The following is a 25410-nucleotide window of genomic DNA, read 5'->3' on the forward strand; positions in this document are numbered from 1 at the left end:
CCACGGCGGGCAATCGCCCCCGCGGCCATTGTCCGGGCTCGGCCCGCTTGACCTTGACACGGTGACAACGTCTTCACTGCGGTCAAGGAGGTGGGCCAATGACCACGGCGAACGAGCACACGAACGCGAGCAGGGCCACGGATACGGGTATGGATACGGATAGGGCGCGGGCCCTACAGGGGTTGGAGAACGACAGCTCATCGGTCCGGCTGCGGACGGCACTCGCACTCGGCACGACCCCGGACCCCGGATTCGTCGGCAAGCTCGTCGAGCGGTGCGCGGTCGAGCCCGAGTTCTCCGTGCGAGAGATGCTGACGTGGGCCCTGACCCGGTACGCGGCATCCGTGACGGTCCCGCTGCTCGTCGACGAAGTCCGCTCGGAGCGCGCGCAGGCACGGAGTCAGGCATTGCACACACTGTCCAAGATCGGGGACCGGCGAGCGTGGCCGGCGATCACACCGGCGCTGCTGTCCGACCCCGATGACGAAGTGGCCCGAAGTGGCTGGCGGGCAGCGGTCGTACTGGTACCCGAAGGGCAGGAGGGCGCGCTGGCCGTACGGTTGGCGGCGCAACTCGGGCGTGGGGAACGCGAGACGCAAGTGAGCCTGAGCCGGGCGCTGGTCGCGCTCGGGGAGGTGATGTTGCCGGCGCTGGGTGAGGCGACGACGGACCTCGACCCGCGCGTGCGCGCCCACGCGATCGCCACGGAACGGCTGTGGCGCGACCCGGACGCCGGCTTCGGGTTCGCGATCGAGGAGGCCAAGCGCGCCGTGGCCCTCGGCGGGTAGGTACGGAAAGGACGGTAGACAGTGTTGATCGGCGATGTCGCGCGACGGTCCGGGGTGAGCGCCCGCATGCTCCGGCATTACGAAGCGCTCGGCCTGGTCCGGCCCACGGGTCGTACCGGTTCCGGCTACCGCGAGTATTCCGGCGAGGACATCCGCCGCGTCTTCCACATCGAGAGCCTGCGGTCGTTGGGCCTGTCGCTGCGCGACGTCGGGCGGGCGCTGGACGACCCCGGCTTCGCGCCCGCGGAGCTCGTCGAGGACCTGATCCGCCAGACGCGGGAGCGCATCGCCGCGGAGACGGAGCTGCTCACCCGACTGCGTCGGATCGGTGCCGCGGAACCCGCGGGCTGGGAAGCAGTCCTTCACATCGTGCCGCTCCTACAGGCGTTGGGGTCCAAGAGCGCCGGAGCGCGGCAGCGCGCGGCCCTGTCCGCGGTCGAGGAAGTGCCCGTGCCGGTGGAGGCTCTGGTCGAGGCCGTCCTGAACGAGTCGGACCCGAGCGTCGCGGGAGCCCTTCGCTGGGCCCTGGAACGATCGGGCGGCGCCGGAGGGGGACTCGCGTTGTTGGCGCGGGGCCTTGCCTCGACCGAGGCCGAAGTCCGCACGCGTGCCGTCCGGTCCATCGCCGAGATTCCCGACGACGCGGCGACGACGCTGCTGCGGGACGCCCTCACGCACTCCGACACGGTGGTTCGCCGGTACGCGGCCCTCGCGCTCGGAACACGCGCGGTGTCCGACGCGGTTCCCATCCTCATCGACATGATCGTCGAGGACGTGAACGACGCCGACGCGGCCGACGCACTGAGCGCGTTGGCGAGCGATCCCGAGCTCGCGGAGCGGATCGCCACCGGGCTCGTCGACCGCCTCGACCGCGACACCGTCGGTCCGTCCGCCCGCCGCCGGCTGACACAGGCACTCGCGGACATCCCCGGGAGTACGGCGTCGCGTGCCCTCGTAGCCCTGTCACGAGACGGAGACCGACCCGTCGCCCTGACCGCGACGTATGTCCTCACCCTACGAGACGCACACTCGTGAGCCGCCGGGGACCGCGTGCGCCACACGACCGGTGACGGGGGGCCGGGTCAGGTGGCGGACAGCGGTCCGTTTCCGTGCGGGTGGAGGCGTGAGCCGAGGAAGGCGAGGATCTCGTCGCGGGCCCGGACCGTGGGGTGGCCGACCTCGTCCACGAGATGAGCGGTGACGACGCTGTGCGGGGTGCCGACCAGGTCGGCGAAGAAGGGCGGCGGGGACGGGTTGGCGGCGCTGTCCGGCAGGACGCGTCCGTCAAAGGCGTCGCCGAGCAGGGCGCGGTAGGCGGCGAAGCGTTGCCCCGTGCACCACCGGTCGCCCTCGAAGCGGTAGGCGAGGACGGTGAGTCCGTCGCGGCGGAGCCGCTCGCGCACATCGCGCGCGTCCGCCGCGTCGAGTTCGAGTCCGCCCGGGTCGTCGAGGGGCAGCGAAGGATGGTTGACCACCGGGGCGATCACCGCCGGTTCCAGGGCCATGGTGAGGGCGAAGTTGCCGGTGAAGCACAGGCCGATCGCGCCCACCCCGGGCCCGCCGCATTCGATGTGGGCCTGCCGCGCCAGCCCGCGCAGCCAAAGCGTCACGGGGCTGGTGCCGCCCCCGGCGAAGGCACGGAACTCCGCGCTGACACAGGCGCGGCGGACGACTTCCCGGCCGCCCTCGGCGGTGGGGAAGGCGCCGTCCGTCCCGAACAGGGAGGGCACCTGGACGGTGAAGCCGGCGTCCCGCACCCAGCGTGCGAGCCGTAGGACGTCTGGGCTGATGCCCGGCATCTCGGGCAGCATCACGACGGCGGGCCCGGTCCCGGCCACCCACACCGTCTTCTCCACCCCCTCCACGGCCACGCTCCGTCGGGTGAAGTCGCTGATCGCGTCGTCGTCGCTCATGGGGGCCAGCCTGGTCGCGGCACCGGCCACAGGGTGAGGGGCGGGATCGCCAAGGACAGGGGTAATGTCGCCACGGCCACGGCCACGGCCACGGCCACGGCCACGGCCACGGCCACGGCCACACGGAGGCGAGCGGTGATGCGATCTGCCGGGGGTCGGCCAGGGTGGCCCGAGTCGGCTTCGCGGGAGGAGGACGGCGTGGGTGAGGGCGTCGGGCAGGGCGCGCTGCGGGTCGGAGTCCTGGCGTACCCGGGCTGTTTCGCGTCCGAAGTCTTCGGAGTTCCGGACCTGTTGACGATGGCCGGGCACGTCGCCGGAGCGGACGCGCCCGGCTACCGGGTGTCGGTCCTCTCGCCCCGCAGCCGGGTCACCGCCTCGGGTGGCGCGAGCCTGGACGTACGGCCCTTGCGCGAGGTCGACGTCCTCGTGGTCCCCGGTTTCGAACTGCACCCGGAGGCCGACCTCGACGCGCGGCTCGCCCGGCTGGCCCCCGAGATCACGGCGATCCGCGCGCAGGCCGGCGCCGGCACCGCCGTCGTCTCCCTCTGCGTCGGTGCGTTCCTGCTCGCCGAGGCGGGACTCCTGGAGGGGCGCCGGGCCACCACCTCCTGGCTGTACGCCGCCGAACTGGCCCGGCGCTGCCCCGGTGCCGACGTGCGCCCGGAGCACTTGGTCGTCACCGATACCGGGGTGACGACCACGGCCGCCTTCAGCGCCATGTACGACTTCGCGCTCGACCTGATCCGCCGACACAACGGCGCGCGTGTGGCCCGTGCCACCGCCCGGGTGGCGCTCGTCGACGACGCCCGCGTGTCCCAGACCGCTTACGTCGATCCCCGGCTCCTCCCGCAGCCCGGCCGGGAGTTCGCCCAGAGGGTCATGCGCCGGCTGGACCAGAACCTCACCGAACGGTACGACCTCGTCGCACTCGCGGACGCCTTCCGGGTCAGCACACGCACGCTGCTGCGCCGCTTCGCCGAAGAGACCGGACGCAGCCCGCTGGTGTACCTGCAAGCCTCTCGGGTCCGCCGCGCCCGCCATCTCCTGGAGACCACCGACCGCACCGTCGCGGCCGTCGCCGCAGCCGTCGGCTATCAGGACCCCGGCACCTTCGCCGCCCTCTTCGCCCGCCACACCGGTCACCGTCCGAGCGCCTACCGGACCGCCTTCCGCCGCACGGACCGCTGAGCGGCACGACCCGGGAAACCCGCCCGGCCCGATTCCACGAGCCATTTTCGATGCTGCGTACAACCATCCCCGCAGCCGGCGAGTCTTGGGCCCGCAAGTACATTTTCCGCGGCGGTGCCGGCCAGCGCGGCGCGGCCGGCACGGCCACCGGTGGCGACGCCGCCACGCCGCCGGTAGCTGACCGTCGGGCACCGGTCGTAGGGGGCCGGCCGCGGTCTGCCGCAGCCGGCCCCGCCATCCCGCGCGGCGCGATCGGCCCCTTTCCCCCGCGGAGGGCCGCCCCTCGCGCCGCCTTTGCTCGCGACCTGCTGTGGACCCGCGGTGTTCGAGCCTGGGGCGCCGACGCCACGTGCGTCCTCCTCACGCCGCCGCCGCGCATCCGCCCGCCCTTTCCGCTGAGCAGGTCGCGCATCCGGGCGATCCATGCCCATGCCTGACCGGCCTACCGCTCACGCCGGGGAAATCGGCTCCAGACCCGGCAGATGGTGTCGGATGAGTCTGCTGAAGTCCCGATCTGCGGACGCACGGGTGACCCTCGGTGCGGCAGCGTATGGGCCCTGCCGCCCCTGGTCGCCCGGGCAGGCCGCCGCTCGGATCTCCGCCGGGACACGGAACCCGACGCCCCACCACGATGCCGGGAGACGGCTCACTCGCCGGCGGGCCCCACGGAGGCAGGGACCGGGCAGACGGCGACGGTCGGCTGCACCGGCGGCGACGGGCCGGAGCGCGGGCGAGCCCGGGGGGGCGGAGGCCTCAGGATCAGCGGCGGGCCGCAACGAACACCTACTCCGACGTCTGGGCGCTCTGCCTGACCATGCACCCCGACCACCAACGGTGACGGCCGGGGCGCCCTGACCGGCGCCACAACGGCGGCTGCCTGTGCGCACGGTCGGCCCCGAGGTCTTGCGTCATGCGTCCATCGGACGCATGATGTGCGTCCAATGGACGCACAAGGGGAAGAGGGCGACATGCAGGAGCGGGCGGCCGACCGCGTGAAGACGAGTGGCACGGCGACGGTCGGGGCGGCGGACGGCCCGCGCGGCAGTGCCTTCGTACCGCGACAGGAAGACCTGCGGTTGCCACTGCCTCCCGTGTTCGACGACATGGACCAGGAACGCGAGCACCGCAAGCAGCGGCTCGCGGGCGCCTGCCGTGTCTTCGGCCGGTTCGGCTTCTCCGAAGGCGTGGCGGGGCACATCACGGTGCGCGACCCCGAGTATCCGAACATGTTCTGGGTCAACCCGTTCGGTATGTCCTTCCGACACATCCGGGTCTCCGACCTGATCCTGGTCGATGACGAGGGTCAGGTCCGTCACGGTCGGCGCCCGGTCAACCGGGCGGGGTTCGTGATCCATTCCGCTGTTCACAAGGCCCGTCCGGACGTCGTCGCGGCCGCCCACGCACACGCCGTGCACGGGAAGGCCTTCTCCAGCCTGGGGCGGCTGCTGGATCCGATCACCCAGGACGCCTGCGCCCTCTACGAGCAGCACACTCTTCACCGGGACGGCGCCGGCGCGGTGGTGGTGGACGAGGAGGCGGGCCGACAGCTCGCCGCGGGTCTCGGCCCGCACAAGGCCGTCATCCACCAGAACCACGGCATCTTCACGGTCGGCGAGTCCGTCGACGAGGCGGCCTGGTGGTTCATCTCCATGGAGCGCAGCGCCCAGGCGCAGTTGCTCGCGCAGGCCGCCGGCACGCCCCTGCTGATCGACCCCGACGCCGCCCGGTACACCCGCGACCAAACCGGCTTCCCGCTCGCCGGCTGGTTCTCCTTCCAGCCCCTGTGGGACGAGATCGTGCGCACCGACCCCGACCTCTTCGAGTAGGGCGCCCACATGACGACCGCCTCTGACCAGAGCCAGCCGACCGCCCCGGCCCAGGGGGCCGCGGAACCGGGTTCCGCCTCGTGGTGGCAGGCGCGGTACGCCGAACGCGACCGACGCCGACCGCGTACGGGCGGGCTCACCCTTGAGCGGATCACCGCGGGCGCGCTCGAACTGGCCGACCGGGCAGGATTGGACTCCCTCACGATGCGCAGCCTCGGGGAGCACCTCCAGGTGCGCCACACCTCCCTGTACCGCCATGTGGCGAGCCGCGAGGAGTTGTTGATCGAGACCGTGGACCACATGCTGGGGGAGATCCGGCTCCCTTCCCTCGACGGCGACTGGCGGGCCGGCCTGGAGCAGGGCGCGCGGGAGTTCCGTCGCGTCCTCCTCGGCCACCCGGCCCTCGTACCGGCCCTGACGAGCGGCCAGTTGCTCGGCCCCAACGCGTTGCGGGCCCGTGAGCACGCCCTCGGGCAGCTCCTCGCCCAGGGATGGGAACCGCGCACGGCCGTGCACGTCTACCTCACGGTCACCCACTTCGTGATCGGCTCCGCCGTGCTCGACACCGGTGGGGCGGCCCGAACAGCCCCGCAGCGCGCGGCGATGACCGAACTCTTCGCCGGTCTGTCCCCCTTGACCCACCCGGTGGTTCGCCACCACGCGGACCTTCTCAACTCCCTCGACGGAGACGCAGAGTTCGACTTCGGGCTGCGCGTGCTGGTGTCGGGACTCGATCACTTGCAGGGCGAAGGGGCCGGAACGTGATGGGCATGCCGAGGAGCGCGGTCCTGCCACCGCTGCGCCAGTGGACCCGGCACGGCAGCCATGTCAGGGTCGGGGGCCGGCTGATCTTCGTACGCCAGGACGGTCCTGCGGCCGGGGCTCCGGTGACACTGCTCCACGGCTTCCCCACCTCTTCCCACGACTGGGCGGCGGTCGTGCCGTCCCTGACCGAGGCCGGACTGCGGGTCACCACCCTTGACTTCCTCGGTTTCGGGGAGAGTGACAAACCGCGCCGGCACACGTACTCGGTGCTCGACCAGGCCACGCTGGTCGAGGAGGTGTGGAGCCGGTTCGGCATCGGAACCACCGCCCTGGTCGCCCATGACTACGGCGTCAGCGTGGGGCAGGAGCTGCTGGCCCGGAATCCGTCGCGCCTCACTCGCGTGGCCTGGCTCAACGGCGGGCTCTACCCCGACCTGCACCGCCCGGTGCCGACCCAGCGCCTGCTGCACGGGCCGCTCGGCCCACTGGTCGCGCCCCTGACCACCCGCCGCCGATTCGGGGCTGCCCTGCGCGGTGTGCTGGGGCGGGAGCTCTGCGACGAGGACGTACGGGAACTCTGGGCGGCGGCGTCCCGGGCGGGCGGCCACCGGCGCGCGCCGAAGCTGCTGCGCTACATCGACGAGCGCCGTCGCCATGCCGGGCGGTGGACGACGGCCCTGGAGGAATACCCCGGCCCGGTGCTCTTCGTATGGGGTCCGGCCGATCCCGTCAGCGGCGCCCACGTACTGGCGCGCATCCGCACCAGGGTCCCCCGGGCCTCGGTCGTCGAACTCGTCGGACCGCCTCCGGTCGGACACTATCCGCAGCTGGAAGATCCGCCCGCCGTCGCCGAGGCACTCGGCTCCTTCCTGCGGGCGACTCCCGTGCCGGATCTGCCCTGATCGCCGCACGGGTGGTCGTCGTGTCTCGCCCTCCGGCGACGCCGACGACGGAGAATCGGAACCGAACTCAAGGAGGCCTTATGATCTTCATCACCGCAAAGTTCCAGGTCCGGCCCGAGCACGCGGACCGCTGGCCGCAGATCGCAGCCGACTTCACCGCCGCTACCCGCGCCGAACCCGGCTGTCTGTCCTTCGATTGGTCGCGGAGCGTCGACGATCCGAACGAGTACGTCCTGGTCGAAGCGTTCCGTGACGACGAGGCGGGGGCGGCTCATGTCCGGTCCGACCACTTCAAGGCGGCGCAGCGGACTCTGCCGCGCCATCTGGCCGCGACGCCCCGCATCGTGAACATGCAATTGCCGCAGGACGACTGGTCTTTGCTGGGCGAGATGGCTGTCGACGGTCAGTCCTGACGGCCGGTCCTGACGACCAGTCCTGACGGGGCTGGGCGACCCGGCCCGGCTACGGCCGGGCCGGGTCGGGCCTCCACCCGTGCGTCCCTCACATCCCTGTATCCTCGTTGGGTTCGGGGGGCAGGTCACGTCAGCCCTTGAAGGCGTCCTTACCCTGTTCCTTCACCTGCCGGGCCTTTCCGCGGGCCTCCAGGGCGACCCCCTTGGCCTCGGTGGTCCTGTTCCCCAAGGCGTGCGCCACTTTCCTCACGGACTTGCCGATCACCTGCTCGGCCCGGGCCTTTATTTTCTCGCCGGCGCTCATGACCGACCCCTCTCTCACCGGGGGCGACAAACGGGGACGGACTTACACCGTCAGCCGGAGCCCGCGGGGCAGCGCGGCACGGAACGCCCACCGCAGCGCGCGCCGTAGAGCCAGTCCCGCGCCCCATGCCAGCAGCCGCACGCCCCAGATCGCGAGCCGCAGCAGGATCAGGCGCCTGAAAGCCCCGAGGGGTACACGAGCGAATGAGCGGCGGCCGCCCCGCTTGTGCCCGCGTCTACGCGAGCCGACTTTCACGAATGTCTCCGACCGGCGACGAGCCGGTAGACCACCAGCAGAACGAGGGAACCGACGATGGCCGCGATCCAGGTGGAGAGCTCGAAGAAGCCGTCGACGGAGTCGACCCCGAAAATGACCTTGCCGAGCCATCCGCCCAGCAAGGCGCCGGCGATGCCGATGAGGATCGTAAGGATGAAGCCGCCAGGGTCACGGCCCGGCATCAGCACCTTCGCGATGATTCCGGCGAGAAGGCCAAGCACAATCCAGCCGATGATGCCCATGATTTCCTCTTAGCTACATGGAAACCCTTTTAAAGGCATATGCACCGTCTGCCCGATTCCAAACATCGGTGGCGGCAGGGGTTCCCGCCTACCGCCGGCAGGCTCTCCCGCAGCCTGTCCAGCAGTGCCCGCGCTGCCGGACCCGCGGGGCCGGTGGATCTCCAGGCAAGGGCGATGCGGGCCCGGATCTGAGGGTGGACGATGGTCAGGGTCCGCAGGGGCACGCCGATCGACGAACCGTCCTCCTCCTCGCCGCTCGGCAGCACCGCGACGCCCAGCCCCCGGGCGGCGAGCCGCGCGAGCACATCCGGGGCCGCCGCCTCGAAGGCGACGCGGGGACGGAACCCGACCTGCGCGCAGGCACGTTCGAGCGCCGCCCGCACGCCGGTGCCACGCGGAAGGCAGATCAGAGCCCGGTCGCGCAGGCCGGCCAGCGGGATGCCGGTACGGTCCGCTCCGTCGAAGACCGGGTCGCCGGCCTCGGCGACGACGGCCAAGGGAACGTCGATCACCGTCTGCAGCGACAACCCGGGCGGCGGTACCTCACCGGTCGGCCCGAGAAGGGCGATGTCGAGCTCCCCGGCCAACAGGGCCGCCTGCATCCGCTCCGAGGTGTCCTCGGTGAGCGCGATCTCCAAGGCGGGGTGGGCCTCGTGGAAGTCCGCGAGAAACGCGGCGATGTCGAACGCGTGGCCTGCGGCCCCGGAGACGAGGCCGAGCGACGCCCTGCCGCGCAGGAGCCCCGTGTACGCGTCGACCGTCTCGCGCACCGCGTCCGCGGCGGCCAGTGCCGCCCGTGCGTACGGCAGGACCGCCCGGCCCGTCTCGGTCAGCGTCACCGAACGGTGCGAGCGATCCAGTAGCGGCTGCCCCAACTCCGACTCCAATTGCCGGACTTGCGCACTCAGGCCCGGCTGCGCCAGGTGCAGGCGGGCCGCCGCCCGCGTGAAGCTGCCCTCTTCGACGACTGTGACGAAGTAGCGCAGCTGACGAAGTTCCATAACCGCGCATGCTAGATGGCAGCAGAACTGTCTATTGGCCATATGGATGAGCCGCCCGCACGCTTGATCACATGGAAAAGGCGACGACAGTCAAGGACGAGCAAGCCGATATCAAGGCCGCCATCGCCGCGGAACGCCGCGAGTTGGCCGACCTCTTCGACAGCCTGCGGGCCGACGGGTGGAACGCGCCGAGCCTGTGTGAAGGGTGGACGGTCCGCGAGGTCGTCGCGCACATGTCGATGGGCTTCCGGCTCTCCCTGCCCGCCACCCTGCGCGAACTGGTCAAAGCCAGAGGCAACCTCCACCGCATGACCGACCGCGTCGCCCGGCGCGACGCGACCGCGCACTCCGTCGCGGAACTCGGCGCCTTCCTGCGTGACAACGCCGACCACCCGTGGACGCCGCCGGTCGGCGGGCTCGTCGCCGCCCTCGGACACGACGTGGTCCACGGGCTGGACGTCACGACCGCCCTCGGGCTCGACCGGCGCGTCCCAGTGGACCGGCTCCGCATCCTGCTCGACGACATCAAGCCCCGCGGCCTGAAGTTCTTCGGTGTCGACCTCACCGGGATACGGCTGTGCGCAGAGGACATGGACTGGTCCTACGGCGTGGGGGACCCGGTGTACGGAGCCGCCCAGGACCTCCTCGTGGTGGCCTTCGGCCGCCGTCTGCCGCCCGGCCGCCTCCGCGGCCGAGCGAGCAACCGCTTCACCGACCGCTGACGGCCCTGCGCACCCGGCCCCCCTGCGGCTCTCGGCGTTCCCCACCGGCTTGCCGGCCGGCGGCGTCCGCGTCCGCGTCGGGGTCGGGATCGGGTACCGCGGCATGCCGCAGTTCGACGCAGCATTCGCCCGGGCGGGGGGCGAGGACGGCCCGGACGGTCGCCGCCCGCAGGCCGTGGAGGTAGCCGGTGAGGAAGGCGTGGTTCATGCCGCAGACCAGCTCGGGCGCCTGAGCGGCCAGCGGATGGAAGGGGCAGTTGCGCAGCCGTAGCCGGTCCGGGGCCTCCCGGGCGGGTTCGAAGCCGTGCCGGTCCAGCATGCGCTCGCACAGGGTCAGGCCGCGTTCGGCGCCGAGGCGGCCGGGACGCAGTCGTGCGCGTTCCTCCTCGCCCAGCGCCTCGCCCCGTTCCTCGGCGGTGCGCATGGCCGCTTGGACGGCGTTCTCGCCCTCGCCTTCGCTGACCACGGCTTGGAGGAGCATGCCGGCCAGGAGTTCGTGGCGGCGGTCGGGGATGCTGACCTGGATGGGCGTGTCGGTGGGTTCGTACACCTTGGGCTGCCGGCCGACCTTGCGAATGCCGGTGGGGGACCCGTAGCGGGCACGCAGCAGGCCGGCGTCGACCAGCTTGTCGAGGTGAAACGCCGCGAGCTTCCGAGATATGCCGGCGCTGGCGGCCGCCTCGTCGCGCGTGACGGGGCGGCGGGCGCGACGGATGAAGGCGAACATCTGTCGCCTGGTGCCCTCGCCGAGCGCGCTGACGGAGTCGATGGCGGCGTCCTCGGAGGACAACGGCGAAGTCGTGTCAGTCATGTCGGAGGTCACTTCCTCACGGTAACGCCAACCTGCGTGATCGAAGGGGAATCGTGTGCGCTCGGGCTGCTGTGCTTGACCGGCGTCCCGAATAAGACCAAGATTTGTTGGTGAAATAAGGAGGTGGCGACGATGACCCAGCCACACCAGGCCAAGCAGCCGGTCAGCGCCGTGCTCGCCGGCCCGTACGGGCACCCCTTCCACCCGATCCTGGTGACCGTGCCGATCGGGGCCTGGGTGGGCAGCCTGGTCTTCGACATCGCCTCCCACCTGGTGGGGGACCCGGAGTTCTTGTCACGCGGGGCGATGTGGTTGATCGCCCTCGGCGTGATCGGCGCTCTGGCGGCGGCGACGGTGGGCTTCCTGGACCTGTTCGCCATCCCGACCGGTACGCGTGCGTTTCGGGTGGGCCTGACCCACATGACGCTGAACCTGCTGGTGACCGCCGCGTACCTCGGCAATTTCCTCTGGCGGCACGCCGGGGGCGGCCCTTCCGGAAGCGTTGCCGCCGGGCCGCTGGCACTCAACGCCGCCGCCTTCGTCGTACTCGGCGTCTCGGGATGGTTGGGCGGCAAGCTCGCCTACCGATATGGCGTCCGGGTCGTGGACGAGGCGACCCAGGCAGAAGGCTTCGCCCCCGCCCGCCCCGCGCCGAACCACCACACCCGCTGACGGCCACTTCCTCCCGTCCGCCACCGGCCGGTGGCAGTGGCTCTCGCCGATCTGGAGTTCCCATGGACATCGCCGCACTGGTCGCCTGGGTGATCACCGCACTCGGCGGCTTCTACATGCTCGGCACCTGGCTTTCGCACGGCGGCGCCCGCGCCGGCAACAGCCACTTGCCGGTCCCCGTCATCTTCGGCCACTTCGCGCTCGCCGCGATCGGCCTGGTCGTCTGGATCGTCTACCTCATCATCGACAAGGACGCGCTGGCCTGGACCGCCTTCATCCTGCTGGTGCCCGTCGCCCTGCTCGGCTTCGTGATGCTGGCCCGCTGGATTCCTCTCCACCGAGCCCCCGCCACCGCCGCGCCGGCAACGCGGCCGGGGGAGCAGGCCGGCCCCGCCGAGCGGCACTTCCCCGTTCCCGTGGTCGTCGCACACGGACTGTTCGCCGTCGTCACAGTGGTCCTGGTCCTCCTGTCCGCCCTGGGCGTCGGCGGCAGCTGACCGACCCGGCACCCACCCGGCACCCACCCCGCCCCGGCCGGGCCGGGCAGCCCGTCCGGCCGAACCGCCGGTTGCCCTCACTCACCGAAAGCCGAAGACCCGCGCCCATAGGGAGCCCCATGATCACGCGATTCCTCGACCGGCATCAGGCGTATGCCGTCGCGTCCTTCCGGATCGTCACAGGCGTGTTGTTCGCCTCGCACGGAGCGGCCTCGCTCTTCGGCGTCCTCGGTGGTGCGCACGGCGGCGGCACGATCGCGTTCGGCTCGTGGCCCGGCTGGTACGCCGCCGTCATCCAACTGGTCGCCGGCACCTTGATCGTCCTCGGCCTGGGTACCCGGGCAGCCGCCCTGCTCGCGTCCGGCTCGATGGCGTACGCGTACTTCACCGTCCACCAGCCCCGCGCCGTGTGGCCCTTGCAGAACGGCGGCGAACCGTCCGCGATGTTCTGCTGGGTCTTCCTGCTCCTGGTGTTCACCGGCCCAGGCGCACTGGCCCTGGACCGGTCGCTCGCTTTCCTCGCGTCCCCCGCCTCGGGGCGCCGACGCCCGGACGAACTCGCTCAGTCCAGGTCGTATGTGAAGGTGTAGGGGACGGACGGCTCGCCGTGCCGGGCGAGGAAACCGCCGGTGCCGCGCAGGCCGGTCAGTTCGCCCGTGCCGGAGCCGGGCACGACTTCGAAAGAGCAGTGGGTCGTGCCGTCCTGTTCGAACGTGCCGCGTTCCTCCAGCGCGAAGGTGCCCGTACGGCCGTCGAGGGTTCCGGTGAACAGCTCCAGGCCGGTGTAGGAGCCGGTGTTCGCCGTGCTGTAGACGATGGTGTACGCGCAGCGGGTGCCGGCGGCCTCGATGCCGCCGGAGAAGGTGTTCGCGACCGAGGCCTGTGCCAGCCGAGGCAGCGTGTCGGCGGGGCCGGCGGGGCGCTCCTCCCAGTCGGCGGCGGTGAAGTGGCCGGTGGCGGTGCGGGTGGGCATGGTGGTCCTTTCGACGGGCCGCGCGGGCTTCGGCCCCGCGCTTCGACCAGCCTGGATGCCGTACCTGACATCCTCTGTCAGGTACGGCATCCAGAATGGGCGCATGCGCGCCGACCGACTTCTCTCCCTGCTCCTGCTGCTCCAGAACCGCGGCCGGATGACCGCCCCGGAGCTGGCCGCGGAGTTGGAGGTGTCCGTCCGTACGGTGTACCGGGACATCGAGGCGCTCGGCGCGTCCGGTGTCCCCGTGTGCGGTGACCGGGGGCCCGCGGGCGGGTACCGGCTGGTGGACGGCTACCGCACGCGGCTTACCGGTCTCACCGACGCCGAGGCGGCTTCGCTGTTCCTGGCCGGGGCGCCGGGGCCGGCGCGGGAGCTGGGGCTGGGCGCCGTGCTGGCCACGGCCCAACTGAAGCTCCAAGCCGCGCTGCCGGCCGAACTGGCGGACCGCGCCCGGCTCGTGCAGGACCGCTTCCACCTGGACGCCCCGGCTTGGTTCCGTGACGCCGACCCCGTGCCCCACCTGGCGGCGGTCGCACAGGCGGTGTGGGAGCAGCAGGTGGTGCGGGTGGAGTACCGGCGCTGGTCGGGGGAGTTGCGGCAGCGGGACCTGCACCCGCTCGGCATCGTCCTCAAGGGCGGCATCTGGTACATGGTGGCGGGACCCGCGGAGGGGGGCGTACGGACCTACCGTGTGTCGCGGCTGGCGGCCGTGCGGGAGACCGGGGAGCGCTTCGAGCGGCCGGTCGGCTTCGGGCTCGCGGCCCACTGGGAGGAGTCATCCCGGCGCCTGGAGACCGCGCTTGTGCAAGGGGTGGCGCGGCTGCGGCTCTCGCCGCGCGCGCAGCGGCTGCTGCCCATGCGGTTCGGAGCCGCGGGGACGCGGGCCCTGGAGGGTGCCGGGCCCCCGGACGCGGACGGCTGGGTGGAGGCGGAGCTGCCGGTGGAGTCACCGGCCGTCGCGGTGGGGGATCTGCTCCGGTTGGGGGCGGAGGCGGAGGTCCTCGGTCCGCCACACCTGCGGGCAGCGGTGGCCCGAGCCGTGGCCGCGCTGGCGGGTAGGTATGCGCGGGCGGTCGATGAGGCGGTGAACGGGGGCTGAACGAAGCCATTGCCGTCCGGGCGGCAACCTGCACGGGCGTTCCCCCACAGCGGCTGCCCGAGGGACGGCCCCGCACCGCGCCGGTCCGCTCCCGACCGGACCGGACCGGACCGCTACCGGTACCCGTGCCCCGCTGTTTCGGTTGAGCGCCACGCCGAGCGACCGGGCGCCGATGGCCGGGCCTGCTGATCGTTCGCCGAGCGGCGGGTAGGACATGCGTTCCCGCCCGTCACTCGATGCGGTAATGCCCGTAACGCGGACGAGCCGCGCGGTCATGCTGGGATCGGCGCATGGCTCCGACCCGTGTGTGCCGTACGTGTCCGACAGCGAAGGGGACGCCACGACATGACATCCGCGCACGGCAGTCGGGGCTTGGACGAGCAGGCGGTACTGCTCGTGGCCGGGCTGGCGGACCTGGCCGTCACGACGATCGGCTCGGCCGTGGGAACGCTGCAGGGGCTGGTTCGCCGCGCCGACGGGCCCGACATCGCACGTGACGCCCAGCGGGACCTGATGGCTCGCGGCCGCATCGCCCTCGACCGGTACGCCGCCGCACCCGCCGCCCACCTGGAGGTGCTGGCCCGGCACGCACTGGCGGCCCAGCACAGCATGGCCCAGCACACCACGGCCCCGGGGACGGCACCCGGTGACGATGCCTGAGCGTTGGGTCCCTTCCGCGTTCAAGGACCGCATCGACACCGTCCTGACCGAGTTCCTCGCGGCGGAGGCCGAGCAACTCCTCGCGATCGACGACGCACTGAGGCCGGTGGCCGCGCAGCTCCAGGCGGCGGCCGGCCAGGGCAAACGACTGCGCGCGTCGTTCTGCTACTGGGGATGGCGTGCGACCGGCCAGCCCGACAGCGACGCCCTGGTGCGCGCGGCGGCCTCCATGGAACTGGTCCACGCCGCCGCGATGGTGCACGACGACCTCATCGACGACAGCCCCCTGCGCCACGGCCGGCCCACTGCCCACGTCGCGCTGCGAGCAGCCGTCGCCGGCCGCCCCCGGGGCCATGCCGGCGCCCGCTCTCTCGCCATGCTGATGGGTGATCATCTGATGGCCCTGGCGGGGCAGCTGTTCGCCACCAGCGGCTTGCCCGCCGCCTTCCTCGCCCGCGCGCGACCGATGTGGGCTGACCTGGCGCGGGACCTGATCGCGGGCGAGTGTCTGGAAATCCTCAGCACCGGCGCGCGGCCGGACCCGCAGATGTCGCTGAAGGTCGTGCGCTACAAGACCGCGAAGTACACCGTCGAACAACCCCTGCTGATCGGCGGCCTGCTCGCGGGCGCCACCCCTCGGCTCCGGAACGGCCTGTCCGCGTACGGGATACCGCTCGGCGAGGCGTTCCAGCTCCGCGACGACCTGTTGGGCCTGTTCGGCGAGCCCGGCCGTACGGGGAAAGCGAGCCTGGATGACATCAGCGGACAGCGCCCCACCGCCCTGCTGGCCACGGCTTGGCAGGCCGCACTGCCCGCCCAGCGCGAGTACCTCGCGGGCGTGTTGGGCCGCCAAGACCTCACCGAGGAGCACCTGCACGACGTGCGCGCACTGATGGTGGCGCTCAAGGCTCCCGAACAGGTGGAAGGCATGATCACGTCCCGTGTGCGGGAAGCCGTCGACTGCCTGGACGCGCTCGCCCTGCCGCACCCCGCCCGGAGAGCGCTGACCGACCTCGCCGGCTTGGCCACCGACCGCCACCACTGACCGGCTTCCCCGACGACTCTCCGTCGCGGCCGTGCGGCTCACCGAGAAGGATCGCTGCCATGACCCACACCGATGCCTCCATGGACGCCCTGCGCCGGACCGGGGACGAACTCGCCGACGCCGTCGTCTCCACACTGTTCGAGCGCGGTGAGGTGGGTACCTTCAACACCTTGATGCGTCACGTGTCCACCGCCGGCTCCCCCCTGCCGGACGGCTTGCCCGATGTCGCCCGCGAATACCTTCGGGCCACCAGCGTGCCGCCGCCCTGGGTCGACTGGGCGGAGATGGAGAAGGCCCGGCTGTTCTTCATCGACAACAACGTGCATATCTCCACTGCGCTGTCCTTCGCCTCCATGCCCGCCTGCTACGTCGTCCCCCATGTGGCGAAGCTGCTGTCGGCCACGCACGGGCTGGACTATCCGTCGAAGCGGATGGCCGAGACGGGCCAGTTCACCGTCTACCTCATGCAACCCGATGCCTTCGAGGCGGGCAGCCGTTTCATCCCCGCCGCGCAGAAGGTGCGCCTGCTGCACGCTTCCATCCGGCACCACCTCAAACGCGAGGGCCGTTGGGACGTCGGGACGCTGGGGGTGCCGATCTGCCAGGAGGACATGATCGGCGGGCAGATGTTCTTCTCGCTGCTCGTCCTGGACAGCCTGCACCGCCTCGGCATCCACATGAGTGTCGAAGGGGCGCAGGCGTACTTCTACGCCTGGCGCCTGGTCGGCGCGATGCTGGGCGTCGACCAGGACGCCGTCCCGAAGTCCCTCGAAGAGGCACGGCAGTTCCTCGATCTCTACATGATCCGCCACATGGGACCGTCCGCGGAGGGCGCCGCCCTGACCCGGCAGTTGATCGACCTCTACGAGGAGGTCGTCCCCGGTACCTTCTTCGATCCCATCGTCTCCGCGCTGATCCGCTACCTGATCGGCGACACCTGCGCGGACTGGCTCCAGGTCCCCCGCACCGCCTGGGACACCGTGGTCAAAGTCGTCCCCAGCCTGCTCGGCGTCCTGGAAAGCATCGAGGACCGCTCACCCCTGGGCGCCTGGGCCCTGGACCGTCTCGGCCACCTCACCACCATCCTCGAACTGTCCTCCCTCACCCGCGGTCGCGTCATGCACTACGCCATCCCCGAACAGCTTAAGAAGGACTTCGGCGTCCCCGCCGCCGTGCCCCACAACCACCGCTGGGCACCCCCCGCGCCCACGGTAGGAACGGCTCCCACCTCTCCCTGACGGACGCACCCTGCCTGCCGGCTGTCGGACAGGTCCGATCCGCTACGGGACCAGAGATCACACCGTTCGGGCCGCATGTCCGGCTGACACTCGCTAAGTTGGTCGCATGTCTTCTGCCCTTGTCGTCGGTTACGACCCGAATGCCATACGCGGCGTCGACGGAGAGGCGCTTCGTGTGGCGCTCGATGCGGAGCTGGCCCGGTTCGGTGAGCATGGAATCGACGCGGCCATGTCGCTGATCGTGTTCGACGAATCGGCCGAGGCGACCCTCGTCGCATCGCTGACCGAGAAGCCATGGGATGTCGTGGTCGTCGGCGGTGGGATCCGCAAGACCGAGCCGCTGCTTCCGCTCTTCGAGCAGGTCGTGAACCTGATCCGCCGCCATGCGCCGCAAGCCGCCATCGCGTTCAACACCAGTGGAGGCGACAGCGTCGAGGCAGCACAGCGGTGGCTCTGAATCCCAAGCGATCGAAAACGTACCGCGTCTTGGTCAGGGACGCCCCGTAGCCGGGGCGCGCGGAGTAGTCCTGAGGCCGGCGGCAGCGCCCTGTGGAACGGCGTCCCGCGTGACCCGGACCTACGCGTCTGTGGTCCGCGGACCGGCGTCGGTGATCGGTGGCTCGGGGATGTTGGCCGGTGCCGTGGGCGGTCTGCTTTGGGACGGACTGACCACCGTGGTCGTCTCCCGCAGGCCGCCCGGCCCGAACGCGTTCGGAATGGTTGTCGAGGTCCTGGGAAGCGCCGCCGTAGCCCCCACGCAACCACTGGCCTCGACCACCGGCCGTAGGCGTGATCGTCGTCATGACGGGGGCCGAAGAGCCGGACAGCGCCGGCGCCCCGCGGGAGCCGATGAGAACCGGAAGAGTTCGAACGCATGGGCGGCGCATTGGAGGGCAGTCGGCCGTTCGGAGGTGGATGACAATGGTTCCCTTGCTTCTGGTTCTTCTGCTCGCACTGCTCCTGTTCGGCGCGGGATTCGCGATCAAGATCCTGTGGTGGGTCGCGATCGCCGTCCTCGTGCTGTGGCTGATCGGATTCGTCGCCCGGCCGGCGGGTGGCGGTGGACGCTGGTACCGCTGGTAGTCCGCAGCGGCCCGGCCTTCCGTAAGCCGTGTGGGGTCCTGCCTTCCCGGAGGCCGGACCCCACACGGCTGTCCTGACCTGGACCTCGGCGTCCGGAGGAAAGGCGTAGGGCCGGGCGGCCGGGAAGCGTGCGTCGTCGTGCCAACCACGGTGCGCGGACGGACAAGTCGGCCGGCGGGACGGTCATAGGTTCGAGGAGTGCCGAGCCGCGTGGGACGCGGCAGGCGGCGCTCACTTCCGACCGTTCCGAGAGGACACCCCCCAAATGTTCGACACCAGCACGGTGCACGCTGCCCCGAGCGGGGACCTGCTCACGCCCGACAACTCCGTGATGCTGTTCGTGGATCACCAGCCGCAGATGTTCTTCGGCACCGGCAGCGGCGACCGCGCCGCGATCGTCAACAGCACGGTCGGCCTCGCCAAGGCGGCCCGCGCGTTCGACGTGCCGGTCGTCCTCACCACGGTCGCCGCGGAGTCCTTCTCCGGACCCCTGTTGCCGCAGCTCGCCGACGTGTTCCCGAAGCACGAGGTGCTGGACCGTACGACGATGAACGCCTGGGAGGACGAGGCGGTCGTGGAGGCGGTCAAGGCGACCGGCCGCAAGAAGATCATCCTGTCCGGCCTGTGGACCGAAGTCTGCCTGGTGCTCCCCGCGTTGTCCGCCCTTGACCAGGGCTACGAGGTCTACGTCGTCTCCGACGCCTCCGGCGGCGTCAGCCCCGCCGCGCACGAGCACGCCCTCCAGCGCATGCTGGCCGCCGGCGCCGTACCGGTCACCTGGGTCCAGGTGTTGCTCGAACTCCAGCGCGACTGGGCGCGCCAGGAGACGTACGGGGCCGTAATGGAGATCGTCAAGGCCCACGCCGGCGCCTACGGTCTGGGCGTCGTGTACGCGCAGGCCGTCATCGGCGCGCACGCGGCCGGCTGACCTCTTGGACACCGGCATCCTCGTCCTGCGCCTGCTGGTGGGCCTGCTCATCGCCGGCCACGGCGTGCAGAAGATCAGCTCGCACCTCGGCGGCAGAGGACTCGACGGCGGGTCCGCCGAGTTCCGCGGCGACGGCTTCCGCGGCGGTACCCTCACCGCCCTCGCGGCAGGCGGCGGCCAGATCGGATCGGGATTGCTGCTCGCCGCCGGGCTGCTCACACCGCTCGCCGCGACCGGCGCCATCGGGGTCATGACCGTCGCCCTCACCGTGAAGTGGCACAACGGCCTCTGGGTCCAGAACGACGGCTACGAGTACCCCCTGGTCCTGATCGTCAGCGCCGCCGCCCTCGCCGCCACCGGGCCCGGCGCCTGGTCCCTCGACGCGGAGCTGGGTCTGGCGCCGTACCCGCTGTGGTGGACGGCGCTCGTCCTCACGGCAGGCGTCGGCAGCGGGCTGCTCACCCGCCTCGTCCTGCACCGTCCGGCACGGACCGGCTGAGCGCAGGACCCCCGAACGGGCCCGGCCGTCCGCGTACACCCCCTTCGCCCGTACGGCCGGGCTCACCCACACCCATTTACAGGAGCCCCCGATGGAACCCGCACACACCCCCGCACCCCCGCGCGGCGGCGGTCAGCCCCTGCTCCACCAGACGGGGGAGGAGATCCAGTCGTTCGGCACGCTCAAGCAGCTCCCCCTCGGCCTCGGCCACGACGCCCGCATGTACGCCTGCCAGCGGCTGAACCACGTCCTCGCCGACACGCAGATCCTGTACTCCCTCTACAAGAAGCACCACTGGCTCGTGCGCGGCGCGACCTTCTACTCCCTCCACCTGATGCTGGACAAGCACGCCCAGGAGCAACTGGCGCTCGTGGACACCCTGGCCGAGCGCGTGCAGAGCCTCGGCGGTGTCGCCGTCGCGGACCCGCGCCACGTCGCCGAGCTGACATCGGTACCCCGCCCGCCGAACGGGGTGGAGAAGGTCCCCGTCATGCTGTCGCGGCTCCTGGACGCGCACGAGCGCATCCTGATCGACGCGCGGGACGCCGCCGCCCGGCTGTCCGCGGAGGGCGACGAGGGCAGCAACGACCTGCTCATCTCCCAGGTCGTCCGCACCGGTGAGGCGCAGGTGTGGTTCCTGGCCGAACACCTCGTCGACACACCCCTGGTGCGCGCCTGACGCGGGGCGCCGGCGCCGACCGCACCCCTCGCCCGCAACACCCACCCACCCTTCACACCCACCCACCGAAGGAGCACTCCGCCATGCCGTTCATCCAGGTCGCCGAAGGCAATTCCGCCCCCGTCGAGCTCTACTACGAGGACCACGGCACCGGACAGCCCGTCGTCCTCATCCACGGATGGCCGCTGAACGGCGCCTCCTGGGAGAAGCAGACCGCCGCCCTCCTCGCCGCCGGCCACCGCGTCATCACATACGACCGACGCGGCTTCGGCCGCTCCGACCAGCCCTCCGACGGCTACGACTACGACACCTTCGCCTCGGACCTGAACGAGGTGCTCACCGCCCTCGACCTGCGCGACACCGTCCTCGTCGGGTTCTCCATGGGCACCGGCGAGGTGACCCGCTACCTCGGCACGTACGGCAGCGAGCGCGTCACCAAGGCCGTCATGATCGGCGTGGTCCCGCCCTTCCTGCTCAAGACGGACGACAACCCCGCCGGCGTGGACGCGGGCGTCTTCAAGGGCATCGAAGACGCCATCACCGCCGACCGGTTCGCGTTCATGAGCGCCTTCCTCGCCGACTTCTACAACGTCGACGTCCTGGGCGGCGAGCGCATCAGCGAACAGGCGGTCCAGGCCTCCTGGAACGTCGCCGTCGGCGCCTCCGCCAAGGGCACCCTCGATTGCGTCCAGGCCTGGCTCACCGACTTCCGCGCGGACCTTCCGCGCATCGACGTCCCCACCCTGATCATCCACGGCGACGCCGACCGCACGCTGCCCATCGAGGCGACCGCGATCCCGCTGGCGAAGGGCATCACCGGCGCCGAGCTCGTCACCGTGCCCGGCGGCCCGCACGGCCTCATCCTGACCCACGCCGCCGAGGTCAACGCCGCCCTGCTCGCCTTCCTCGCCTGAGCAGGCGCGTACCCGGTACCCAGGACGGGGTACGGCCCGCGCCTCCCGCGCCTCCCTTACGGCAGGGCCGCCCCTCCTGGGCACAACCGCACCCGCACGCACCGCAAGCAGCGACCGCCCCGGCCGCCGACGCTCCGGACTCGCGGCCCGCACCGGTTTCCCGGCCCGTACCGGTCACCGCAGCGATCCTCGACGCCGTCCACGGCACCCGCCGAACCACTTCCCGCCCCCCTGAAGGAGAGCCGATCCATGTCCGACCAGCACCCGCCCGTACTCGACGCCGCGGCCCAGGCGTTCGCCGATGCCACCGCCCAGCCCCCGTACCTGTACCAGATCCCCGTCGCCGACGGCCGCAAGGCCGTGGACGACGTGCAGAACGGCGAGGGCGTCCCCCTGCTCCCCGTCGACGAGGAGTGGATCACCGTCCAGGGCGGCCCCACCGGGGCGGTACGCGCCCGGATCGTCCGCCCGCGCGGCCTCACCGGCCCCCTTCCCGTCGTCCTCTACCTCCACGGAGCGGGCTGGGTCTTCGGCAACGCGCACACCCACGACCGTCTGGTGCGGGAACTCGCCGTGGGCGCCGGCGCGGCGGTGGTCTTCCCCGAGTACGACCTGTCGCCCGAGGCCCGCTACCCCGTCGCCATCGAGCAGAACTACACCGTCGCCCAGTGGATCGCCCGCGAGGGCCGCCACAAGGACCTCGACGGCAGCCGCGTCGCCATCGCGGGCGACTCGGTCGGCGGCAACATGAGCGCCGCCCTCACCCTCATGGCCAAGCAGCGCGGCGACGTGACGTTCGTCCACCAGGTCCTCTTCTACCCGGTCACCGACGCGGCCTTCGACACCGACTCCTACCAGCGGTTCGCCACCGGCTACTTCCTGCGCCGCGAAGCAATGCGGTGGTTCTGGGACCAGTACACGACCGACGAGGCCGAGCGCGCACAGATCACCGCCTCCCCGCTGCGGGCCTCCCTCGACCAGCTCACCGGCCTGCCCCCCGCGCTCGTCATCACAGCCGAGGCCGACGTCCTGCGCGACGAGGGCGAGGCGTACGCCGCCAAGCTCCGCGCCGCCGGCGTCCCCGTCGCCGCGCTGCGCCTCCAGGGCACCATCCACGACTTCGTCATGTTGAACGCGCTCCGCGACACGCAGGCCGCGTCCCTGGCCATCGGCCTGGCCGCCGACACTCTGCGCAAGGCCCTGGCGTGAGCCGTCCGACGACCTCGCCCGGTACGAAGGACGGGCCCGCGACGACGGGCATGCCCGTGGCGGGGGTCCTGCCCACCCGGGACCCGGGGCAGCCCGCCGCCGACCTCGTCGTCCGCAACGCCAAGGTGTATACCGGCGACCCGGCCCGCCCCACGGCCCGTGGCGTCGCCATCCGTGACGGCCGCGTCGTGGCCCTCGGGGACGACCACGACCTCGCCGCCCTCGTCGGTCCGGCGACCAGGATCGTGGACGCGCTCGGCCGCCGGGTCGTCCCCGGGCTCAACGACTCCCACCTGCACGTCATCCGGGGTGGCCTGAACTACGTACTGGAGCTGCGCTGGGACGGCGTACGGAGCCTGCGCCAAGCGCTGGCCATGCTGCGCGAGCAGGCGGGCCGCACGCCCAAGGGGCAGTGGATCCGCGTCGTCGGCGGCTGGACCGCGGAGCAGTTCGCCGAACGTCGCATGCCGACGGTGGCGGAACTGAACGCGGCCGCGCCCGACACCCCGGTCTTCGTCCTGCACCTCTACCAGTCCGCGCTGATGAACCGGGCCGCCGTTCGGGCCGCCGGGTTCACCCGCGAGACGGCCGACCCGCGGGGCGGGCAGATCGTCCGGGGACGGGACGGCGAGCCCAACGGGGTGCTCCTGGCGGCCCCCGGCGCCCTGATCCTGTACTCGACCCTGGCCACGGCCCCGACGCTCGACGTCGCGGACAAGCGCACCTCCACCCGCCACTTCCTGCGCGAACTCAACCGCTTCGGACTGACCTCGGCGGTCGACGCCGCCGGCGGCTTCCAGAACTTCCCCGACGACTACGCCACCGTCATCGACCTGGCCCGCTCGGGAGAGTTGTCACTGCGCATCGCCTACCACCTGTTCCCGCAGACGGCCGGGCAGGAGCTCGCCGACCTCAAGCGCTGGATCGAGACGGTGAAACCGCAGGACGGGGACGAGTGGCTCCGCCTCAACGGCGCGGGCGAGAACCTGACCTGGGCCGCGGCCGACTTCGAGAACTTCTCGGAACCGCGGCCGGAGCTCGCCGCGGACTTCGAGACGGAGTTCGAGCAGGCGGTCCGGCTGCTGATGGAGAACGGCTGGGGGTTCCGGCTCCACGCCACCTACGACGAGACGATCCGCCGGGATCTGGCCGTGTTCGAGAAGCTCGCCGCCGAAGGGCTCTTCCCGGGCGGCAACCGCTGGCTCTTCGACCACGCCGAGACCGTCTCGGCCGACAGCCTCGACCGCATCGCGGCCCTCGGCGGAGCGCTGTCGGTGCAGAACAGGATGTCCTTCCAGGGAGCGGCCTTCCTCGACCGCTACGGCGCCGAAGCCACCTCGCACACCCCGCCGGTACGGGCCATGCTCGACCGCGGGCTGACCGTGGCCGCCGGCACGGACGCCACCCGGGTGTCGTCCTACAACCCGTGGGTCTCGCTGCACTGGCTGGTGACCGGCCGCACCGTCGGCGGCACCGCCCTCTACCCGGCCGCGAACCTGATCGACCGGGAGACCGCCCTCGGCCTCTACACCCGAGGCGGCGCGGAACTCACCGGTGAACAAGACGTCAAGGGCGCCCTGCGGGAGGGTTGGTACGGCGACCTCGCGATCCTTACGCACGACTTCTTCACCGTGCCGGAATCCGCGATCCCGGACATCGAATCCGTGCTCACCGTCGTCGGCGGCCGGATCGTCTACGCGAGCGCGGAGTACGAGGGCCTGGACGAGACCGTCCCGCCCGTCAGCCCGACCTGGGCCCCGGTGGCCCGCTTCGGCGGCTATCAGTCCGGCCGCGACCGGCTCGGCCACGACCAGTACGGCGGCTCCGAGCCCGCCGGCCACGAGTCCCCGGGCGCACGGCAAGCGCTCCGCATGGCCGAGGCCGTCGCCGAATCAGAGGACCACCGCCGGTGGCGCGCCGCGCGCGGCTCCAACCCAGGGGCGCCCCCTTCCCCGCCCTTCACCGACCCCTGCTTCGCGCCCTGACGGGCCGCCGACGCCCCGCCCCGAGAGCCCGCAACGACAGCCGAGGAAGCCCGACACATGAGTACACCTCCCGACGAAGACCCGCCCGCCGGGCGCCGGTTCGAACCCGATCTGAGGTCGATGACCCGGATCAACCTGCGCCCCATCGCGTCACCGATGCCACTCGGCTTCTTCACCGTGGCGATCGCCTCGGTGATGACGGGGTGCCTCCAGCTCGGTGTCCTCGAAGCCGCGGACCGCAGGGCCGTCGCCCTGTGCGTGCTGCCCGCGTTCGCCCTCCAACTCCTGGTCAGTGTCCTCGCCTTCGGGGCGCGGGACGTGATCGCCGCCACCCTCATGGGCACGTTCGCCGGCAGCTGGCTGGCGTACTCGCTGGTCGTGGGAACCGGCGCGGCAGGCGGACCGCGGGTGCTGGGCGTGTTCAACCTGGCCTTCTTGTGCTTCGGGGCCCTGATGGCGGCGGTGACCCGGCCCAAGCGTGCCCTGTGGCTCGTCCTCGTCGTCTCGACGCCCCGGTGGTTGGCCACCGGGCTGGCGGGGCTGACCGGCGTCGAGTGGCTCACGCAGGTCTCCGGGGCCCTCGGGCTCGTGGTGGCGCTCGCCGCGACGTACGCCGCCTTCGCCCTGATGCTGGAGGACATGCGCAGCGAGGAGGTGCTGCCCATCGGGCGCAGCGGGCCCGCCCACACCGCTGTCGAGGGCGACCTGGCGGTGCAACTGCGCAACCTCGAACGCCATGCGGGAGTGCGGCGCACTTTGTGACGGGAGGCCCGCA

30 protein-coding genes are annotated in these 25410 nt (G+C 71.7%); 24 read left to right on the top strand and 6 right to left on the bottom strand.

Translation table 11 applies throughout. The features are described 5' to 3' along the window. Nucleotides 1–149: 149 nt before the first annotated feature. A complete protein-coding gene (locus tag E6R62_RS05220; protein WP_136211848.1) occupies nucleotides 150–788 on the top strand; it encodes a HEAT repeat domain-containing protein in 639 nt (212 codons plus the stop codon). Between the two features lie 21 nt (nucleotides 789–809). Continuing rightward, nucleotides 810–1823 (top strand): MerR family transcriptional regulator, encoded by a 1014-nt coding sequence (locus tag E6R62_RS05225; RefSeq protein ID WP_136211850.1) that lies wholly within the window; start codon nucleotides 810–812, stop codon nucleotides 1821–1823. Between the two features lie 47 nt (nucleotides 1824–1870). Here the strand turns inward: E6R62_RS05225 and E6R62_RS05230 are convergent, their stop codons facing one another. Next, the gene (locus tag E6R62_RS05230) at nucleotides 1871–2701 is read right to left on the bottom strand and encodes a dienelactone hydrolase family protein (RefSeq protein ID WP_136211852.1); all 831 of its coding nucleotides are present in this window, start codon (nucleotides 2699–2701) and stop codon (nucleotides 1871–1873) included. 198 nt (nucleotides 2702–2899) lie between these two features. Between E6R62_RS05230 and E6R62_RS05235 the strand changes: the two genes are divergently transcribed. The 5 genes from E6R62_RS05235 (at nucleotide 2900) to E6R62_RS05255 (ending at nucleotide 7795) form a co-directional block, all read left to right on the top strand. Beyond that, on the top strand, nucleotides 2900–3889 hold the full coding sequence (locus tag E6R62_RS05235) for a GlxA family transcriptional regulator (RefSeq protein WP_240801482.1): 990 nt from the start codon (nucleotides 2900–2902) through the stop codon (nucleotides 3887–3889). 941 nt (nucleotides 3890–4830) lie between these two features. Then, nucleotides 4831–5715, top strand: a complete 885-nt coding sequence (locus E6R62_RS05240) for a class II aldolase/adducin family protein (protein WP_276615526.1) — start codon at nucleotides 4831–4833, stop codon at nucleotides 5713–5715. A gap of 9 nt (nucleotides 5716–5724) precedes the next feature. Then, a complete protein-coding gene (locus E6R62_RS05245; protein WP_136211856.1) occupies nucleotides 5725–6480 on the top strand; it encodes a TetR/AcrR family transcriptional regulator C-terminal domain-containing protein in 756 nt (251 codons plus the stop codon). A 5-nt stretch (nucleotides 6481–6485) separates the two neighbouring features. Next, entirely contained in the window at nucleotides 6486–7382 is an 897-nt protein-coding gene (locus tag E6R62_RS05250) for an alpha/beta fold hydrolase (RefSeq protein ID WP_136211858.1), read from the top strand. Nucleotides 7383–7462: 80 nt separating this feature from the next. Beyond that, the gene (locus E6R62_RS05255) at nucleotides 7463–7795 is read left to right on the top strand and encodes a putative quinol monooxygenase (protein WP_136211860.1); all 333 of its coding nucleotides are present in this window, start codon (nucleotides 7463–7465) and stop codon (nucleotides 7793–7795) included. A 130-nt stretch (nucleotides 7796–7925) separates the two neighbouring features. On the opposite strand, the gene E6R62_RS39390 is transcribed toward E6R62_RS05255, so the two are convergent. The 3 genes from E6R62_RS39390 to E6R62_RS05265 all read right to left on the bottom strand — a co-directional run bounded on the left by E6R62_RS39390 (nucleotide 7926) and on the right by E6R62_RS05265 (nucleotide 9618). After that, nucleotides 7926–8099 carry a hypothetical protein gene (locus E6R62_RS39390; protein WP_168713970.1) on the bottom strand — a complete coding sequence of 58 codons (174 nt, stop codon included), beginning with the start codon at nucleotides 8097–8099 and terminating at the stop codon, nucleotides 7926–7928. A 251-nt stretch (nucleotides 8100–8350) separates the two neighbouring features. Next, nucleotides 8351–8617, bottom strand: a complete 267-nt coding sequence (locus E6R62_RS05260) for a GlsB/YeaQ/YmgE family stress response membrane protein (protein WP_136211862.1) — start codon at nucleotides 8615–8617, stop codon at nucleotides 8351–8353. A gap of 29 nt (nucleotides 8618–8646) precedes the next feature. Next, the gene (locus E6R62_RS05265; protein WP_136211864.1) at nucleotides 8647–9618 is read right to left on the bottom strand and encodes a LysR family transcriptional regulator; all 972 of its coding nucleotides are present in this window, start codon (nucleotides 9616–9618) and stop codon (nucleotides 8647–8649) included. Nucleotides 9619–9689: 71 nt separating this feature from the next. On the opposite strand from E6R62_RS05265, the gene E6R62_RS05270 reads away from it, so the two are divergent. Continuing rightward, a complete protein-coding gene (locus E6R62_RS05270; protein WP_136211865.1) occupies nucleotides 9690–10340 on the top strand; it encodes a maleylpyruvate isomerase family mycothiol-dependent enzyme in 651 nt (216 codons plus the stop codon). On the opposite strand, the gene E6R62_RS05275 is transcribed toward E6R62_RS05270, so the two are convergent. Continuing rightward, nucleotides 10327–11151 carry a helix-turn-helix domain-containing protein gene (locus E6R62_RS05275; RefSeq protein WP_240801483.1) on the bottom strand — a complete coding sequence of 275 codons (825 nt, stop codon included), beginning with the start codon at nucleotides 11149–11151 and terminating at the stop codon, nucleotides 10327–10329. The genes E6R62_RS05270 and E6R62_RS05275 overlap by 14 nt on opposite strands. A gap of 132 nt (nucleotides 11152–11283) precedes the next feature. Between E6R62_RS05275 and E6R62_RS05280 the strand changes: the two genes are divergently transcribed. The 3 genes from E6R62_RS05280 to E6R62_RS05290 all read left to right on the top strand — a co-directional run bounded on the left by E6R62_RS05280 (nucleotide 11284) and on the right by E6R62_RS05290 (nucleotide 12910). After that, nucleotides 11284–11823: a DUF2231 domain-containing protein gene (locus E6R62_RS05280; RefSeq protein ID WP_136211867.1), complete on the top strand. Its 540-nt coding sequence runs from the start codon at nucleotides 11284–11286 to the stop codon at nucleotides 11821–11823. A gap of 62 nt (nucleotides 11824–11885) precedes the next feature. Continuing rightward, entirely contained in the window at nucleotides 11886–12320 is a 435-nt protein-coding gene (locus E6R62_RS05285) for a hypothetical protein (protein ID WP_136211869.1), read from the top strand. Between the two features lie 122 nt (nucleotides 12321–12442). Beyond that, on the top strand, nucleotides 12443–12910 hold the full coding sequence (locus tag E6R62_RS05290; protein ID WP_136212201.1) for a DoxX family protein: 468 nt from the start codon (nucleotides 12443–12445) through the stop codon (nucleotides 12908–12910). Here E6R62_RS05290 and E6R62_RS05295 read toward each other — a convergent pair. Continuing rightward, entirely contained in the window at nucleotides 12883–13293 is a 411-nt protein-coding gene (locus tag E6R62_RS05295; RefSeq protein ID WP_136211872.1) for a DUF3224 domain-containing protein, read from the bottom strand. The genes E6R62_RS05290 and E6R62_RS05295 overlap by 28 nt on opposite strands. 103 nt (nucleotides 13294–13396) lie before the next feature. Between E6R62_RS05295 and E6R62_RS05300 the strand changes: the two genes are divergently transcribed. The 13 genes from E6R62_RS05300 to E6R62_RS05360 all read left to right on the top strand — a co-directional run bounded on the left by E6R62_RS05300 (nucleotide 13397) and on the right by E6R62_RS05360 (nucleotide 25397). Further along, nucleotides 13397–14395: a YafY family protein gene (locus E6R62_RS05300; protein ID WP_136211874.1), complete on the top strand. Its 999-nt coding sequence runs from the start codon at nucleotides 13397–13399 to the stop codon at nucleotides 14393–14395. 345 nt (nucleotides 14396–14740) lie between these two features. Then, on the top strand, nucleotides 14741–15055 hold the full coding sequence (locus E6R62_RS05305; protein ID WP_136211876.1) for a polyprenyl synthetase: 315 nt from the start codon (nucleotides 14741–14743) through the stop codon (nucleotides 15053–15055). Then, the gene (locus E6R62_RS05310) at nucleotides 15048–16100 is read left to right on the top strand and encodes a polyprenyl synthetase family protein (RefSeq protein ID WP_136211878.1); all 1053 of its coding nucleotides are present in this window, start codon (nucleotides 15048–15050) and stop codon (nucleotides 16098–16100) included. Before E6R62_RS05305 ends, E6R62_RS05310 begins: the two co-directional genes overlap by 8 nt. A gap of 59 nt (nucleotides 16101–16159) precedes the next feature. Next, nucleotides 16160–17338 carry an oxygenase MpaB family protein gene (locus E6R62_RS05315; protein WP_136211880.1) on the top strand — a complete coding sequence of 393 codons (1179 nt, stop codon included), beginning with the start codon at nucleotides 16160–16162 and terminating at the stop codon, nucleotides 17336–17338. A 106-nt stretch (nucleotides 17339–17444) separates the two neighbouring features. Then, nucleotides 17445–17795: a hypothetical protein gene (locus tag E6R62_RS05320; RefSeq protein ID WP_136211882.1), complete on the top strand. Its 351-nt coding sequence runs from the start codon at nucleotides 17445–17447 to the stop codon at nucleotides 17793–17795. 464 nt (nucleotides 17796–18259) lie between these two features. Further along, nucleotides 18260–18421 carry a hydrophobic protein gene (locus E6R62_RS05325; RefSeq protein WP_136211884.1) on the top strand — a complete coding sequence of 54 codons (162 nt, stop codon included), beginning with the start codon at nucleotides 18260–18262 and terminating at the stop codon, nucleotides 18419–18421. A 265-nt stretch (nucleotides 18422–18686) separates the two neighbouring features. Continuing rightward, a complete protein-coding gene (locus tag E6R62_RS05330; RefSeq protein WP_136211886.1) occupies nucleotides 18687–19349 on the top strand; it encodes a hydrolase in 663 nt (220 codons plus the stop codon). 4 nt (nucleotides 19350–19353) lie between these two features. Next, nucleotides 19354–19848: a DoxX family protein gene (locus E6R62_RS05335; RefSeq protein ID WP_136211888.1), complete on the top strand. Its 495-nt coding sequence runs from the start codon at nucleotides 19354–19356 to the stop codon at nucleotides 19846–19848. Nucleotides 19849–19939: 91 nt separating this feature from the next. After that, on the top strand, nucleotides 19940–20527 hold the full coding sequence (locus E6R62_RS05340) for a Dps family protein (protein ID WP_136211890.1): 588 nt from the start codon (nucleotides 19940–19942) through the stop codon (nucleotides 20525–20527). An 83-nt stretch (nucleotides 20528–20610) separates the two neighbouring features. Next, on the top strand, nucleotides 20611–21441 hold the full coding sequence (locus E6R62_RS05345) for an alpha/beta fold hydrolase (RefSeq protein WP_136211891.1): 831 nt from the start codon (nucleotides 20611–20613) through the stop codon (nucleotides 21439–21441). A gap of 249 nt (nucleotides 21442–21690) precedes the next feature. After that, nucleotides 21691–22650 carry an alpha/beta hydrolase gene (locus E6R62_RS05350; RefSeq protein WP_136211893.1) on the top strand — a complete coding sequence of 320 codons (960 nt, stop codon included), beginning with the start codon at nucleotides 21691–21693 and terminating at the stop codon, nucleotides 22648–22650. Nucleotides 22651–22700: 50 nt separating this feature from the next. After that, a complete protein-coding gene (locus tag E6R62_RS05355) occupies nucleotides 22701–24635 on the top strand; it encodes an amidohydrolase (protein ID WP_136212203.1) in 1935 nt (644 codons plus the stop codon). Nucleotides 24636–24692: 57 nt separating this feature from the next. Next, nucleotides 24693–25397 carry a GPR1/FUN34/YaaH family transporter gene (locus E6R62_RS05360; protein ID WP_136211895.1) on the top strand — a complete coding sequence of 235 codons (705 nt, stop codon included), beginning with the start codon at nucleotides 24693–24695 and terminating at the stop codon, nucleotides 25395–25397. Nucleotides 25398–25410: the final 13 nt, after the last annotated feature.

This window comes from Streptomyces sp. A1136 (assembly GCF_004795055.1).
GTDB lineage: Bacteria > Actinomycetota > Actinomycetes > Streptomycetales > Streptomycetaceae > Streptomyces.